Consider the following 15,623-nt stretch of genomic DNA (forward strand, 5'->3'; position numbering starts at 1 on the left):
ACTAAACATAACAAGTGGTTATACACTCAAACAGCACGACAACATGCTGTTTTTCTTACATTTTTTCAGAAAAAAATTAATACTGCACCACTCTTGCCGATAAGCATTTTAGACCAAACTCGTAGACTTATCACTCAAGGGGGTTACATGTTTAGAAAAATAACGATTAGAGTTCGTGTATTTCTACTATTAACAGTTTTCTTACTTTTCATTTTAGGAATTCTCCTTTTCAATGCACGCTCAACAATGCAGTCAAATGACGATGCAGTTCTCCACTTACAAGCAATCATGCTCAATGGAGAAAAAGAAACACTCAAAGTCGCAACCCACTCCTTAGCACTCGCCATAAGCTCTCAGCTTACTGGAATCAAAGACAAAGAAACCCAGTACCGTATTATTCAAAACTCGGTCGAAAAAGCTCGTTTCAAAAAAGATAGATCAGGATATTTCTTTGCCTATGAAGGCACCAGAAACGTTGCTCTTCCAACTAAAAAAAGTCTTATTGGCAAAGAGTTAGGGCAGACTAAAGACAAAAATGGTGTCTACTACGTTCGTGACTTACAAGATGCCGCAGCTTCCGGTGGCGCATTTGTACAATACGTTTTTAATAAACCCGGACAAGGTGATCAGCCTAAACTTGCCTACGCAGAAATGATTCCAGGAACACAATGCTGGGTAGGAACAGGCGTTTACATCGATAATATTGAAAGAGACGGACAGGCGCTTAGAGCGGAGTTAGATAGCAGCATGAAAGAACACATGCTGATACAGCTTTCCATCATCGGTGTAGTTCTCCTCTTCGGACTTGCGCCATTCTGTCTTTTCCTTGTTCGTTCTATCGTTACCCCTGTTCAACAGGCGAACAAGGTCGCACAACAAATCGCAGACGGAAATCTTAATGTTACGATTGAGGTTGAAGGAAACGATGAAATCGCAGCCCTTCAAGCATCCCTTTCTGTCATGGCTGAAACATTACGAGAAAATGTTGAAGACATGGAAGCGAAAGAAAAAGAAGCACAACACCAAGCAGCCATTGCCCGTGAGGCAGCAGCAAGAGCAGAAGAAGCAATGCAGCAGGCCGCGGTTGCAACCAGCGAAGGCATCAACACTGCGGCAGAACGCCTTACTGGACTGGTAACCAGTATTAATGCCAGCTCATCCGATTTAGCATCAACAAGCCGCCAGCTGGAAAAAGGCTCTGAAATCCAGCTCACTCGCATCAGCGAAACAGCAACTGCCATGGAAGAAATGAACGCAACCGTGCTAGAAGTTGCTCGCAACGCAAGTGATGCTGCGGAGCGTACTGAGCGTTCTCGACGTCAGGCTGCTGAAGGTCAGACTGTTGTAATCGACACCATCAACTCCATTAATGAGTTACGCAGCATTACAACTATCCTGCAAGAAAACATGAACCTGCTTGGAAGAGAGTCTGACGCAATCGGCCAAGTAATGACCATAATCAACGATATTGCAGACCAGACTAACCTGCTCGCTCTGAACGCGGCAATCGAAGCAGCACGCGCTGGTGATGCAGGACGCGGCTTTGCCGTAGTAGCAGATGAGGTTCGCAAACTTGCAGAAAAAACCATGGGCGCCACAAGCGAAGTAGGCAACAGCATCAGCACAATTCAACAGCTTGCACAAAAAAACATTAAGGGCATGGAAGAATCTGCTGAAGCAATGCAATCCACAGCACAGCGCTCACAAGTTTCAGGCGAAATGCTTGAGTCCATTGTTGAGATGGCTGATGCCGCCGCAGCGCAGGTACAATCCATTGCAACGGCTGCAGAAGAACAGTCTGCAGCGTCCGAAGAGATCACCAAATCAATTGAAGAAATAAACGCCATTGCTAATGAATCCCGCTCCATGGCTGGCAATGCCGAGCAAAGCGTATCCGCACTGCACGACGAAGCACGAAATCTTCAAGAGATTATCTACGAACTCAAAGAAGAAGCTGCTCGATAACTGCTATCGTATGTTTCTGGGGGCACCTGCCTCCGGCGTTCAGCTAACCTCCCTTACCTAAAATAAGCTTGGGCTGTTCTACCTATGTAGGACAGCCCTTTTTTTGTTATTAAGCAAGTTAGGCATAAACCATGTGAGGACACAAGGATAAGGCCTTCCCCTTCTGTCATGCAATAGGCGGGAAGGAAATACCGTCAGGTAATGCCACCGTCTTCCTGCTGTAGATGCGCATAGATAGCCCATTCCCGTTACAAGAGAGGCTTCGTCACATGCATATACTGAACGCTCACATGCCCAACACCGTCTAAATCACCTTACATTACAAATAACTATGGATAGAAATGCGTAATACGATTCAGCATCTTCTATTGAATCTATGTATTTGATTTATCCCATTGTATATGTTCAATAATTTTTCAATTTATCATGTCCCCAAATCTTATCAGCAAAAGCAAAAAGAAGAAGAATGTCTACAACTGAAAAATTATTAACATGTATAGAGCATTTTAAATCTATCCCCGAACACAGCATTGTCGAGCTGGATAATTTTCGGGAGCGTGGCGGACTGGTTGTTGGAGTATACTGCATTTATGCGCCAAGCGAACTTATTCGCGCCACAGGTGCTGTGCCAGTAGGACTCTGCGGCAAACGACACGATCCTATACAGGCAGCAGAAAATGACCTGCCTTCCAGCCTCTGCCCTCTCATCAAGTCCAGCTATGGATACGCAATCACAGACAAATGTCCCTTTTTCAGCCTCTCTGATGTTCTCGCCGCCGAGTCCACCTGCGACGGGAAAAAAAAGATGTACGAGCTCATGGGGAGATTGAAGCCCCTGCACGTAATGCAGCTGCCTCACACGCAGAAAGGAGAAGCGGTACACCGTTATTGGGTTGACTCCCTGCATGATCTGGAAGCTTTTCTGGTTACGCATGGGGCACAGCCCATCAAAAGCAAGGAACTTCAACGTCAAATCAAACTGCACAACCAGATGCGAACCAAGCTGGCTAGTGTGATGCATCTGGCCGCAGATGAGCGTTCACCTCTTCGGGGAAGTGACCTTTTAGCCGTACAGGAAAGTAAAGGCTTTGTGGTGGATATTGAGGGATATCTAGACCAACTGGATAACCTTGAGCAGGAGTTGCGCGCTTATCTAGCGCAACCCAACTTAAAACCACAGTCCGGTCCCCGCTTGATGCTCACAGGTGTTCCTGTTGGCAAAGGCTCAGAAAAGGTCATTCGCATTGCCGAAGAACTGGGTGCCCGTGTCGTATGTATGGAAAATTGCACCGGTGTTAAAGGTCTCGAGCTGCTCGCAGACGAAGAAGCTACACCATATGAAGCCTTGGCTGAACGCTATCTTCGCATCCCTTGTTCATGCATGTCCCCTAATTCGGGCCGAAAGAAAAGTCTTGGCGAACTGGGAAAAGAGTTCGGAGTTCATGGCGTGATAGATCTCACATGGCTCGGATGCCATACATACAATACCGAGGCCTATTCTGTTCAGAAGTGGGTGGAGGAAGCTCTAGGCGTTCCATCGTTACATTTAGAGACAGATTATTCAGATTCGGATGTGGAGCAATTGCGCACTCGTATTGAAGCTTACTTGGAATTAATCGACCTATAACTCTAACATTCGGAGAAAGATCATGCTTGGCAAAAAATTTTTAAAACGTGGAAAAAAGCTTGTTCTGTTAGCGACGGTGCTTTGCTTATCTGTTGTTTTCTGTGCTAGCGGCGCAATCGCGGCGAACAAGAAAACACCTCGCCTCTACATGGGCTACATATTCACTACTCACCATACCCCTTTGATGGTAGCAGCCATGAAAGGAGAAGCCTTCAAAGAATCCGGCGCTTACTTTAAGGAAATGGTTTCGAAACAAAAATACGAACTGCTTTCCAAGGACGGAAAATCTCTTGCCGTTATCAACTTGATCGTCTCCAAAAGCGGTTCCGAAACAACCACCCTCTTTGCTCAGGAGCGTCTTGATCTTGGACTCGCTTCAAGTACTGCTTTCATGAGCGGCATCGATAAGGGCACTAAGATGAAGATTCTTTGCCCATTGCATGTCGACGGCATGAGCATGGTATTTCCACAGGGCAGCACCATCCAAGGCTGGAGCGATGTAAAAGCACTCATTGAAAAATCAAATAAGCCTCTTAAAATCGGCTACCATTCACCTACAAGTGCTCCACGTATCGCTTTTGAAGGAGCTCTTCACAATGTAGGTTACAAAATCTCCCAAAACGCCAACGACGCAGACGCAGACATTCTTCTTGTTGACCTGAAATCTACTTCAAACCTCATTCCTGCTCTTGTAAGCAAACAGGTTGACTGTTGGGTGGGACCTGCTCCACACCCTGTAGTGGCAGAGCACAAACACGTCGGCCATATTGGTCTGAATTCCCGAGAACTTCCTCCAGCAGGTCAATGGGAAGATTTCCCGTGTTGTGTTATGGGAGCCAGCAACAAGGTTATTGCTTCTAATCCTGAAGCAGTACAGGGCATCACTGACTTGTTAGCATTTGCCTGCAAATGGGCAAATGAAAACAAAACCGAAACTGCGAAGATTTCCGGCAACTGGATTGGCGTTCCTGTAAAAGCCGTTGAGAAATCAACGATTGTTTACACTACCACTCCTACAGAAAAGTGGCTTAAAGGCGAAGGAATGTTCCTGAACATGCTGCAAAGCATGAACAAGCTCAAAGGGTCTCTTAAAACCGCAGACCTGAAGGCCGCCACCCCAACACTGTTTGACTTCACATTCATCAAAAAGACTCAGAACGAGAGTTAATTGCCTGCTAACATAATAAGCGGCGGCACCTTCGGGAGTCGCCGCTTGTCTTTGAAGGAGACAGCACCATGCAACGGAGCACGTTACGCGTCATGCCCCAAGCAATACCGCTCATCACACCGGCATTGTTTGTCGCACTTTGGATGATGGTGGCGGCACAAGTAAGCAATCAGGTAATATTACCAACGGTTGAACAAGTTCTTGAACTGCTAACTCAACCTCTGGCAGACATCATCAGCATGGGCTCATTAGCCAGTAACGTTCTGGTTAGTCTTGTCCGAGTGATCATAGGCTATTTTGTCGCGGCAGCAATCGCCATTCCTATGGGTGTGGTCATGGGCTATTATGGGCTGGCTTTCAAGCTCTTCAATAATTTCCTCAATCTGTTTCGCCCCATTCCCCCTCTGGCATGGGTTCCACTGGTGATGGCATGGTTTGGTGTTTCCAGCTTTGCAACAGTGTTGGGTGTCGAGACAGGCCAAGCGTACATCTACCTGAACAACATAAAATTTTCGATGGTCTTTATTATCTTCATCGGAGCCTTTTACCCAATCCTTACCGCCACACTGCACGGTGTGACTGGCGTGAACAAGACTCTGATCGATTCTGCCCGCGTGCTTGGTGCCAGCGAAAGACAGGTATTCGCCAAAGTACTCATCCCTGCCGCCATGCCATCCATCATCACCGGTATGCGCATCGGTCTGGGTATCGCCTGGATGTGCCTTGTTTCCGCGGAAATGCTGCCGGGGTCGCTTTCAGGCGTAGGCTATCTCATTACCCACGCCTACACACTGGCTTCCACTGACATTGTCATTGCAGGTATGATTTCAATCGGCGTTGTCGGCGCCCTCATGGATCTCATGTTCAGAGAATTTGAGAGGAAAAAATATTCATGGCGCAGGCAGGTTAAGTAGCATGCAAGAAACAAACGACAACATTCTCCATGTCGAAAGGCTGAGCAAAGAGTTCACAACAGAGCGAGGCGAACAGCTCATAGCCGTGGATAACGTTAACTTGAACGTTTCAAGCAATGAATTTGTCTGCATTGTGGGACCTTCCGGGTGCGGTAAGTCCACCATGTTACGAATCATCGCAGGTCTTGAAGAGGCAAGCGCCGGTAACGTGCGCTACAGGGGAACGCCTGTAACCAAACCCGGCAAACGGATTGGCATGGTCTTTCAGGAATACTCACTCTTCCCTTGGCTGTCCGTTTTGGACAATACTGCAGCAGGACTGGAATTCGCAGGTATTCCACGAGAGAGAAGACGGGAACAGGCAAAAGAATACCTTAAGATCGTCGGTATGTCGGAGTTTGCAGAAGCATACCCGCACGAACTTTCGGGGGGCATGCGCCAGCGCGTGGCCATTGCGCGCGCCCTTGCCAATGACCCTGATGTTCTTCTCATGGATGAGCCTTTCGGAGCTCTTGATGCCCATACCCGCATTCTTCTACAGCGTGAGCTCCTACGTATATGGGAGATGACACACAAAACAATCCTTTTCGTCACCCATAGCGTTGATGAGGCCGTCTATCTGGCTGACAGAATCATCATCATGTCCCATCGTCCGGGAAAAATCCGTGACGTGCTGACAGTGGATATGGATCGTCCGCGCAGTCGCGCCATGCCTGAATTCGGAAAACTCACCGACTCAATTCTGACTGCGCTTGAATATTAGCTCGACAACTCTCCGCTATAATGCGGTACGCATGTAACAGCGTTGAAAAGTTAACAGCTCTATTTTCTTTATAAGTTCTCGCACTATTTACTCCATTCATAGCAGTATATTAAGACTTCTGATATATTACTCGCATACTCCATTTTGCATTCTCCTTTAAGAAAGAGGGCGTAAAGAATTTTCTCCACAAATTCTTACGCCCTCTTTTTTGATTCACAAACAGCCATAGACAGTACCGCTCTTAAAAAAGAAACTGCCACCATTTAATATAATTATCATAACAATTTATAAACACTATGTAATCTTCCCGTAACATTAATGTCACCTTAACGTAACGTTACACAGCCCCATATTGTATACACACATTACACGCTTCGATACGTTGGGGGTGGGAAGAGGGCCGTCAAGGATGCTCTGCACCTCATAAACTCTCATTACGCCCTCTTCCCCCTACTCTAGCCTCACCACCATCTCATGCCCGCATAGGTGTAAGCAGGTTACGCGCATACCGATCAAGATGCAGTCCCGCTGTTCGTTCCGAAAAGATTCGTGAAATTATTCTCTTTATAAGTTCACGCACTATCTATTACGTCCATCGTAATAGATTAAAATTCATCACATGAGAGTAACGCTCTCAATATTATATTCTCCTTAAAAGAGAACCTTAAAGACTTCTTCTTTAACGTTCCTCTTTGTGTCACTTGCCCACCTCAGTCCTCAATATCGATAACAAAAAACGTATAGCTCTTTTTTAACAAGCAACAACACTCTAACAACCTATTCACACTACCTTATTTATTAGCTCCTCCATAAATAGAAAGCTTTGAACCCTGTTCAAAAAAATAATGATATCTTGACTTAGTAAGAAGTTACTTACTAAAAGCAACTCGCCCTGCTAGCAGGGTATACCCAGAATCTGGGGGGAAGGTTCTGGAGCATTTTTTTACGCCTAAAAATCTCTGATGCCGCCCCCCTTTCTCTCTCTTCCAATGCAGCAACACTGTCTACACAATACAGCCTTATATAATTGTTACAGAATGTTATATAACATTGTAACATCCATTTGACCGTAATGTTGCTTTTGCAACAGACTAAGCGCCAACCATTTAGTATTAGACTCAACTCACGCCACGTACTACCTTTGACGATGCAATCAATCATCCACGCATCGCTCTTCACAGCATCAATATTGAAAATCGCATCTTAGTTTTTTACAAAATTGTCATAAAATATTGACCAGCCACTCATTCTGATTTATCAGTCAGCCTCCCTAATTGGTAGGGAAATACCCAGAATCGGGAGGAGTGTTCTTGAGTTTTTTGCAATTGTTTTAAAAAACCGATGCATCCTCCTCCCACTCAGCTAGCTCACCACATTATTTTTGCGTTACTACCGCTAAAACATGACACAACTTATTGTAACAAAAATAAAACACACCTCACTCGCTACCACCATCTCATAACTCCATAGCTGCAAGCTATTCACGCGCTGTCCGTTAAGCAGCATCTCGCCGCAACGCAGGAATTGCCAGAAGTTCCGCTTTGGTCCTTGTGCCTGTAAGCCCGTAAAAGGCTTTCCCTCAACCTCCATCAGTCGCGTTGCTCCACGCCTGTAATTCCACGAACCGCCAAAGACAAAGTCATCAATTTGTGGTCGCCTACAAATAATCCTCACTACCGGATACCGCGTCGCGCTGTTCCGTACCGTGATAGCCTCTGCCCAACGTATGAAAATGTGGAATTCTACGGTCTGCATACGGGTTACTCCTGCAGAAAAGGCTAAGTCTGTTTCATCTATGCAGACGCGGCGAACATCACGCAAGGTGGAGACGTAAGCTTCCCCTCAAGCTGACTGTCCAAAATTAGCGCCCGTTAGAATTAAATGTGATTTAGATTAAACATAAAGAAAAACTCCACAGAACTTGTTTTGGTTCTATGGAGCTTTTTTTAGCGTGTAATGAGCAAAAGCAAAAAGTGTCTACGAAACTAAGGAGAATTCAGTCCCCCACTTGTCATCAACAATTCGTTGTTTTGTAAACGAGAAGCAACGAGTGCGCCGCATTGGTTCATTACAAAGTAAGGGTTGGAAAATAAAGGAGTATGAGACAACGGTATCATATTGTACAATTTTCTATTCACGAAAATTGCTGGAGCATTTATTTGTACGCTCTTTCTGAACGTATATGGGAAGTATCACGGCGTGATGAATCACAAAAGCTGTTTATAAAGGGATTGAGACAGTCCGAATAACAAACAGCAACTAGCAGTCATTACTTGTAGGAGTTACTATGAGCCGCTTAGAACCTGCGTCGAACCTGTTTGATCTGCTACACCATTTTTGGGAAAATCCAAAAACGGAACGCTTTGTTGCCCAGTTATTAATAGTCATTTTCTTACTTGGACTTTTGGGGATAGAGCTTAACCGTCAAGGTTTGTTGCCGGAACACCTCGCAGCAATGACACCAGTTAATCACTTTTATGCGGTTAACCTTGCTTTTTCTATGCTCTTGGTTCTGGAAGTTCTGAGTCTCATTTTTGTATTATCTTCCTCAGTATCTAAGTCTCTGGGTAAGCAGCTAGAGATTATGACACTTATCTTGCTCAGGAACTCCTTTAAAGAATTCTCGCTCATGCATGAACCAATATCTGTTACGTTAGACTCAGAGGCTCTCTTGCATGTGGCTGCTTCCGGCCTGGCAGCACTCGCTATTTTTATAATTTTGGGAATGTATTATCGAGTGCAGCGTTATCAAGGTTATTTAAGAGACCCTATCGAACGTATGCGCTACGTGATGACCAAAAAAATTATTGCATTAGTGTTGTTTATTGCCTTTATAACCATAGGTGCTTATGACGCACTAGATTTTCTTGTATATGGCAGAAGGCATGACTTCTTTATTACGCTCTACACTGTTCTTATTTTTGCCGACATTCTGCTGGTACTTGTAACGCAACGGTTTATGCCTAGCTTTCATGCCGTATTCAGAAACTCCGGCTATGTAATTGCTACACTGTTTATGCGTATCGCTCTGGCTGCTCCCGCCTACTATGCTGCTGGCATCGGGGTGGCTGCGGCGCTATTTGCACTTGCGGTAGCGTATGCAACCAGCGTTTTTTGTCATGGCTCACTTTCTACTGTTAATTTGAGTTCGCGAAAAAAGAGTGAAAGAAAATCTTGCTCCGATAATTAATCTTCAGGGCGAGTAATTCTTCAGTTAGATAAGGTGATTACCTTTTATTTTCTGGAAGTCGGGATCATCCAATGGGGTTCTCCACTTTCTCCGCTATATCATAATTCAAAAGGGTCTCTGAAGAGCACAAATTCTTCAAAAACCCTTTTGTTTTTTTCAGCAATTGAAACTTCTTAAACGTTCCCTGCAACCACATGGCAACCAACACAAACTCGGGACACATATGTACCAAGTCAATAAAACCCGATACTGGTACAGGTTGGCTCCCCGATCTCTTTTACAGTTGCCGAAAGACGGCACAAAAGCTCGAAAAGCGGGAACGAAAGAATAATTTTTATTCTGGATGCTGTTTATTCTACACGCCCCAGTCATGACGAAAAATATTTCTATTCTTCTTCGCAGGCATACAAAATTTCTTCTATTATCTCAGAAACTAAAGCTGTCACCTCTTCAGGATCTACTTCATACTCAGCAGCTTCAGCCTTTACTGCAGCTTCTAAAATAGCCTTAGCCACATCCTCAGGCTTTTTCTCTGCATTTACCGCTGCAGTTTTTGCGTTATCTTTCGCCAGCTCTACTGCCGCTTCCTTTTCTGCTTCAACTTCTTCCTCAATAATCGTTTCTTCATACGCATTGATCAAAGAAGACAACACAGCTTCAGCGGATCGACTGGTTTCAACAAGCCAACCATCAACTTTAACATTATATGCATCTTTTTTTTCATCAGGAGAAATGCTGATTGAATGCTCTTCAAACGTACCTTCAAGCGTTTTCTCGGAACGCATAAAGGAATTCATTCTCTCAATCCAAACCCGATAACTTGGGGTATAATCGTACATTGTAATATCCTTAAACTAGTTGATGAAGGCCGCATTGGCTAAGGTGGACCACCTACCACGTAAGACAATGCATAACAACAAAGAATAGCCCCTCACGATTCAAAGCACAAAAAAAGCCCCCCAACCTAGGCAGAGGGTTTTATATTTCTATTAAGCTTGTCTTTCTATTCTTTACTCCGTTCTCCATTCCACTGGAGTGGGCAGCGCATCCTTCTATCCCCTTACTTCTCACTCTTAGCTTTCTCTCTAAGTAGATCATTTATCTTAGAACGGTATGAACTGAATAATTCTAATGCATTCCGAATACCTGGATCTGACAAAAATTCTTGCTGGCTGACTTCTTCCAGATATTGAAAACTGTCATTAAATGCTTCATTACCTTCAAATTTAAGAACGTTAACTGCTTCAGCCAAACACATCTCACAAGTAAGATGTAAATATACCTTTCCAGCCTCTTGGATAATCTGTGAAATTTCCTCTCGGGAAATGTTTACCGTAGACGCAACAGCCACGTGCTCTGTCATACGTAACCCCAACCACAGGGATAGCATTGCCTTATCCCTCGGGCTTGACCATTCTACAAGACAATTCTTCAGCTCATTTTTGTAATCCCTTCCCCTCTCTCTTGGTTTATCAAACGAATTGTCGAGCAAGTTTTCCATTGTGGTGTAAAACCTATCATCAACGTATGCATGGAATAGTTCTTCCACCATCATCACACCTGAATCTAAAAACTTATCTGGCCAACTAGCGTTTGATAAGTATTGCATACTATCATTTAACGCCTCGTCGCCTGTATATTTCAAAGCCTTATACGTTTCATCCAAACACAGATCACCGGCAAGTCGTAAATATACCTTGGCAGCTTCTTCAGTAACCTTTGAAAACTCTTCTCGTGAGATGGATACCATATGCGCAACCGCCGTGTGCTGAGTCATAAGTAACCCTGCCCACAACGCCAACATTGCATTATCCTTTGGAGTTGCTGATCTTACGAGGCATTTCTTCAACTTTTGATCATAATATAGGGCGTAAATAATCGCACGTACGACCATGAAGGCTAATACCGCTAAAATCACCAGCACCACCATCAGTATCAGCGCAGTCTCCACCTGCCATGATTCCATAACCATTCTCCAGTTATCTTTGCACTGACCTTTTATTCTCCTACTCCCATCGCCTGTCTGGTTCAGAATAAAGACTTAGCCTAATGCCCGTAAGTATACAGTCGCTTACATGTGGCACTTAATAATAAACTGGCTCATCCCACTGATTACTTTAAGAATCATATAGCAACTATTCTTCGTCCCTTTTTCTTCTTCAAAGTAATACATTGTCATTTTAGTACATTACACATTTCTGCCTTCTCAAAACCACACACTGTTACAAACCAAAAAAGCCCCCTACCATCTGGCAGGGGGCATCTTATTATCAGTCTATTTCTATTCGATTATCCGTTCTTCCGTTCGATCGCAGTAGACGGCGTATTCTTCTACTACCTTTTTCATAGGTTGGAGGATGAAAAAATATTACGACGCTTGTCGTTGAATTCTTCATGCATAAAGCGAAAAGAACGAACACTGTTGCAGAAATACATTACGTGATATATTTACTCTAATGATTAACGTTTGCTACCATCCTCCGCTCTACTGTATTGGCAAGTTGAATGAGTTTGTCTGCAATGTCGTCCAGTGCAAGGCTGTTTTCTACAGTGGAAGTGTCTCTGCGAATTTTTTGAAGCATTGCGGCTGCGTCACGCAGTTCGTCCATGTTTGGAAGCATACCAGTTGGAATTTTCTGTGTCTGTTTCACGAAGCCCCCCTCTGTTTATGAGACAAAGAATCGATTCACCATTCTTATCGTACATTTTATTATATCCTTTAGAGCTTGCACTACATATTTTTGAGCATTCACTATGAACCCGCTAATATCAACTTTGTAAGTAACACATTCAAAGAACGCTAACATGCTAGGATTGTTATAACTAGAAATCAGTTCTCATCAAAAAAAAGCCCCCTACCATCTGGCAGAGGGCTTTTTATTTCCATTCTACTTTCTACTCTTTAACCCGCTCTTTCATCCCATCAAAATAGATAAAAACTCTTCTATATAGCTAAAAACAAAAGAATTTATTCAAAAGAACGACCTCTTTTGTTTTTCTCATTACCTGCTTTCACGGCATAACGTATATTAGTCGTGAATCAAAGTTTTAGAAGGCACATTAATTTCATTCAGAGGACCAAATGTCACGTGAATCTTTAATCAAATCAGCTGACAACATCATTCAGTCTTCGCCATTAATTGCACAGTCTCTCGAAGGACTGGCAGAGGTTATGGCGAACGACTTGAACTCGCGCATGATTAATAAAACTAATCTTGAAGAGCTGATAGGAAAGAACAATATTCCTCTAATGGTGACCAATCATGACAAATTTTTCGCCTACTTCAACTCACTCATATCGCTCTATGATCCTGTTACATTTATCGAAACCATCATCTGGGCGTTAAGGAGTTACATCAGTAAGGGATTTGTTCCAGCCTATTGGCAAACGATGATTCCGGAAGCTGTCAAAGTTGTGCAAAAACACCTCCCTGAAGACCAGTTCAGGCAAGTTAGAAACATTTACGACTGGTTTCAAAATAACATATTGGAGCTTGTCAGAGTGAGTAAGAATACTCCCTCGTTTTATGAAGAAGTAGGAACGCTGAATGGAATTCTTGAAGATAAAAATCCCCCCTCAGGCACGAGACTCTTAGCCCACAACTACCTGACATTACTTCTGGAAGGCCAACGAAAAGAAGCCATTACAACCATCTTGGAGCACGTTAAATCAGGACTTCCGCTGAAGGAAGTCTATTTAGATGTATTGCAACCAGCAATGTATGAGGTTGGACGACTATGGCAAACCGGCAAGATTGATATTGCTACCGGGCACTACATTACAGCTTCCACCCAACTGGCAATGGCTCATTTATTTCCACACGCAATAACTGAAAAAAGGGGTGGGAAGGTGATGCTTGGTAGCAGCTTGGGAAGCGAACTCCATGAATTAGGTCTGCGTATGGTGTGCGACTTTTTTGAATACGAAGGCTGGAACACTTACTTCATGGGCGCAACAAGCTCAGACAAAAGTTTCATCAAGGCGATCAAAGAAAAACGACCTGATATTGTTTGTCTATCAGTAACGATGCAGGTAGGCGTTCCACATGCTAGAGATCTCATAAAAACATTACGTGCCCAACTGGCTAGTGATTGCCCCAACATCATCGTCGGCGGGCTTCCGTTTTCGATTAATCCTAAACTCGCTCAGATTGTCGGCGCCGACGCAGTAGGAACAAATGCACAGGAAACAATAGAACAGGCTACCATTCTTGTTACATCTTAGGAGATTTTTATGCCTCTAAGCGACAAGACAATTCGTTTTACATGTAACAATGACGGAGAAATAAAGGCCATCATTTCTGATGGTGTGAACTTCTTCAATGCGGAGTCTGGACTTCCAGCCATTGAGTCGATAATGCCCTCATCTTCAATTAGCCGCTATGAAGCTTTCATCGAAGAAGTTAAATCCGCTGGAGTCAGTTTTTGTGAATCACTTCCATTAATAACCCCGAATAAGACCTACATATTCTCTCTTTTCGGCGCTCTAAAGGATGACTCGATATTTGTCGTTGCCCTTGTAAGCAAAGAATTTTTTTTATTCGAAGTGTATCAAGACCTTATGAAGGTAATTAACGAGCAAGACTCCATGCTTCGGCAAGCCCAAAAAAGAGCTTCGATGAAAAAAGCCCTCATTGAAATGGAAAAAGAAGATTTGCTCAACGAGTATATGGAAGTCAACAGTGAACTGGCTAAGATGCAAAGGGAATTGCTGAAACAACATGCCGAGTTAAACGACACGTTTCATCTTGTCGAAAAGCTTAGTCAAACCGACGTGCTCACTGGGGTTGCTAATCGTAGGCACATATTAGAAAAGCTGACTGAAGAAATAGAACGAAGTAACAGCTATGACCTTCCGTTATCTATTCTTTCACTGGATATCGATCATTTTAAAAAAATCAACGATCGATACGGTCACAGTGCCGGAGATCAAGCTCTCATCACCTTTTCACAGACTTGCCAATCCCAACTCAGAGACAGTGACTTGTTTGGCAGAATGGGTGGTGAAGAATTTATTGCCATCCTTCCTCATACATACAGTAAAGATGCATTGGTTACTGCTAAACGCATATGTGGTAAAATAAAATCTACTTCAACATTCTACGAGAACAAGCAAATCTCATTTACAGTCAGCGTGGGGGTTGCATGTTACAAGGTCAATGAAGACCTTGAAGCTTTTTTAAACAGAGCAGATCAAGCCCTGTACCGTGCTAAGAACGAAGGACGAAATAGAGTAGTTACGTTCTAACATGCTTCTTCGGCTTTAGGGATTCGACTCCTTCTACTCGCACCAATGCTTTCGAACGAATAGACAAAACCGCAAATTAAAACTCCCCCAACATCATCGCCGCCCCCTTCAGTCACTATGCTTTGGTGCGCGACACTGGTGACAACTCTTAGAACCATCTGCGCGAACCAATTCCAAGTGCCCCCTTGCTGCCAGCTCCCAACCGCCTCGCAACAAAGCACTCTCTATCAGCTTGCACATAAAGCAAGCCATCTATAACTATTCAAATAACACCCTCTTCTCTCAAAAACAAGCAAATGCTTATTATTAACCAGCAACCTTATTTGATAGCTATACCCTGAAAATGGGAGGACGGAGGGACAAAGAGGCTTTAGGCGTCCCTAAAAAGACCCTTACAATTCTCTCGTTACAAGAACTCACAATCCCATGCACCACCTGATTGCACCTAAATGTCAAAACATCTTTTTTCTAACAGGTTATCCAATACGTATTCCACCTGTCATATAATCGTAACATTGATGTAACACGACAGTCACACCTCTAATCAGTTATCGAGTACTCAACTTCCTGTTCATCGACCCTTTTCCTTGAAGGGGAGTGCGGGAATGTTAATACGCCTCAACACCCCCTTGAGTCACTCTCCTTCATTTTTTTATTAGTTCACCCGAGATACTCATCTCGAAACACAAATCTTCTTTAAGCCACAGACCACACACATTAACACGCCGTTTCTTGTGGCTCATCACGT

12 protein-coding genes are annotated in these 15,623 nt (G+C 43.9%); 8 read left to right on the forward strand and 4 right to left on the reverse strand.

Going from position 1 to position 15,623, the window contains the following annotated elements; all coding sequences use genetic code 11:
* Positions 1-147 precede the first annotated feature (147 nt).
* From BUR09_RS11400 to BUR09_RS11420, 5 genes are all read left to right on the forward strand, one after another.
* Positions 148-1,965, forward strand: coding sequence for a methyl-accepting chemotaxis protein (locus tag BUR09_RS11400; RefSeq protein ID WP_074217078.1), 1,818 nt, complete (start codon positions 148-150; stop codon positions 1,963-1,965).
* Between the two features lie 466 nt (positions 1,966-2,431).
* Positions 2,432-3,592: a double-cubane-cluster-containing anaerobic reductase gene (locus BUR09_RS11405; protein WP_074217079.1), complete on the forward strand. Its 1,161-nt coding sequence runs from the start codon at positions 2,432-2,434 to the stop codon at positions 3,590-3,592.
* Positions 3,593-3,614: 22 nt separating this feature from the next.
* A complete protein-coding gene (locus BUR09_RS11410) occupies positions 3,615-4,760 on the forward strand; it encodes a CmpA/NrtA family ABC transporter substrate-binding protein (RefSeq protein WP_074217080.1) in 1,146 nt (381 codons plus the stop codon).
* A 68-nt stretch (positions 4,761-4,828) separates the two neighbouring features.
* Entirely contained in the window at positions 4,829-5,674 is an 846-nt protein-coding gene (locus BUR09_RS11415) for an ABC transporter permease (protein WP_074217081.1), read from the forward strand.
* A 1-nt stretch (position 5,675) separates the two neighbouring features.
* Positions 5,676-6,437 carry an ABC transporter ATP-binding protein gene (locus tag BUR09_RS11420; RefSeq protein ID WP_074217082.1) on the forward strand — a complete coding sequence of 254 codons (762 nt, stop codon included), beginning with the start codon at positions 5,676-5,678 and terminating at the stop codon, positions 6,435-6,437.
* Positions 6,438-7,832: 1,395 nt separating this feature from the next.
* Here BUR09_RS11420 and BUR09_RS11425 read toward each other — a convergent pair.
* Positions 7,833-8,192, reverse strand: a complete 360-nt coding sequence (locus BUR09_RS11425; protein WP_074217083.1) for a hypothetical protein — start codon at positions 8,190-8,192, stop codon at positions 7,833-7,835.
* Between the two features lie 532 nt (positions 8,193-8,724).
* On the opposite strand from BUR09_RS11425, the gene BUR09_RS11430 reads away from it, so the two are divergent.
* Positions 8,725-9,627 (forward strand): hypothetical protein, encoded by a 903-nt coding sequence (locus tag BUR09_RS11430; protein ID WP_074217084.1) that lies wholly within the window; start codon positions 8,725-8,727, stop codon positions 9,625-9,627.
* A 386-nt stretch (positions 9,628-10,013) separates the two neighbouring features.
* On the opposite strand, the gene BUR09_RS11435 is transcribed toward BUR09_RS11430, so the two are convergent.
* The 3 genes from BUR09_RS11435 to BUR09_RS11445 all read right to left on the reverse strand — a co-directional run bounded on the left by BUR09_RS11435 (position 10,014) and on the right by BUR09_RS11445 (position 12,278).
* Positions 10,014-10,466 carry a hypothetical protein gene (locus BUR09_RS11435; protein WP_139296834.1) on the reverse strand — a complete coding sequence of 151 codons (453 nt, stop codon included), beginning with the start codon at positions 10,464-10,466 and terminating at the stop codon, positions 10,014-10,016.
* 221 nt (positions 10,467-10,687) lie between these two features.
* Positions 10,688-11,593 carry a hypothetical protein gene (locus BUR09_RS11440; protein WP_074217086.1) on the reverse strand — a complete coding sequence of 302 codons (906 nt, stop codon included), beginning with the start codon at positions 11,591-11,593 and terminating at the stop codon, positions 10,688-10,690.
* Between the two features lie 487 nt (positions 11,594-12,080).
* Positions 12,081-12,278 (reverse strand): hypothetical protein, encoded by a 198-nt coding sequence (locus BUR09_RS11445; protein WP_074217087.1) that lies wholly within the window; start codon positions 12,276-12,278, stop codon positions 12,081-12,083.
* Positions 12,279-12,709: 431 nt separating this feature from the next.
* Here BUR09_RS11445 and BUR09_RS11450 point away from each other — a divergent pair, with 431 nt between their 5' ends.
* Entirely contained in the window at positions 12,710-13,852 is a 1,143-nt protein-coding gene (locus BUR09_RS11450; protein ID WP_074217088.1) for a cobalamin B12-binding domain-containing protein, read from the forward strand.
* A 9-nt stretch (positions 13,853-13,861) separates the two neighbouring features.
* Positions 13,862-14,875, forward strand: coding sequence for a GGDEF domain-containing protein (locus BUR09_RS11455; protein ID WP_074217089.1), 1,014 nt, complete (start codon positions 13,862-13,864; stop codon positions 14,873-14,875).
* Positions 14,876-15,623 lie beyond the last annotated feature (748 nt).

The sequence above is a fragment of the Halodesulfovibrio marinisediminis DSM 17456 genome, assembly GCF_900129975.1.
GTDB classification, from domain to species: Bacteria; Desulfobacterota; Desulfovibrionia; order Desulfovibrionales; family Desulfovibrionaceae; genus Halodesulfovibrio; species Halodesulfovibrio marinisediminis.

Excerpts from the sequence above, each read along its gene's own strand:
- BUR09_RS11440 (WP_074217086.1), bottom strand. The coding sequence starts at position 11,593 with ATGGAATCATGGCAGGTGGAGACTGCGCTGATACTGATGGTGGTGCTG.
- BUR09_RS11400 (WP_074217078.1), top strand. The coding sequence starts at position 148 with ATGTTTAGAAAAATAACGATTAGAGTTCGTGTATTTCTACTATTAACA.
- BUR09_RS11405 (WP_074217079.1), top strand. The coding sequence starts at position 2,432 with ATGTCTACAACTGAAAAATTATTAACATGTATAGAGCATTTTAAATCT.
- BUR09_RS11425 (WP_074217083.1), bottom strand. The coding sequence starts at position 8,192 with ATGCAGACCGTAGAATTCCACATTTTCATACGTTGGGCAGAGGCTATC.
- BUR09_RS11450 (WP_074217088.1), top strand. The coding sequence starts at position 12,710 with ATGTCACGTGAATCTTTAATCAAATCAGCTGACAACATCATTCAGTCT.
- BUR09_RS11415 (WP_074217081.1), top strand. The coding sequence starts at position 4,829 with ATGCAACGGAGCACGTTACGCGTCATGCCCCAAGCAATACCGCTCATC.
- BUR09_RS11435 (WP_139296834.1), bottom strand. The coding sequence starts at position 10,466 with ATGTACGATTATACCCCAAGTTATCGGGTTTGGATTGAGAGAATGAAT.
- BUR09_RS11420 (WP_074217082.1), top strand. The coding sequence starts at position 5,676 with ATGCAAGAAACAAACGACAACATTCTCCATGTCGAAAGGCTGAGCAAA.
- BUR09_RS11455 (WP_074217089.1), top strand. The coding sequence starts at position 13,862 with ATGCCTCTAAGCGACAAGACAATTCGTTTTACATGTAACAATGACGGA.
- BUR09_RS11430 (WP_074217084.1), top strand. The coding sequence starts at position 8,725 with ATGAGCCGCTTAGAACCTGCGTCGAACCTGTTTGATCTGCTACACCAT.
- BUR09_RS11410 (WP_074217080.1), top strand. The coding sequence starts at position 3,615 with ATGCTTGGCAAAAAATTTTTAAAACGTGGAAAAAAGCTTGTTCTGTTA.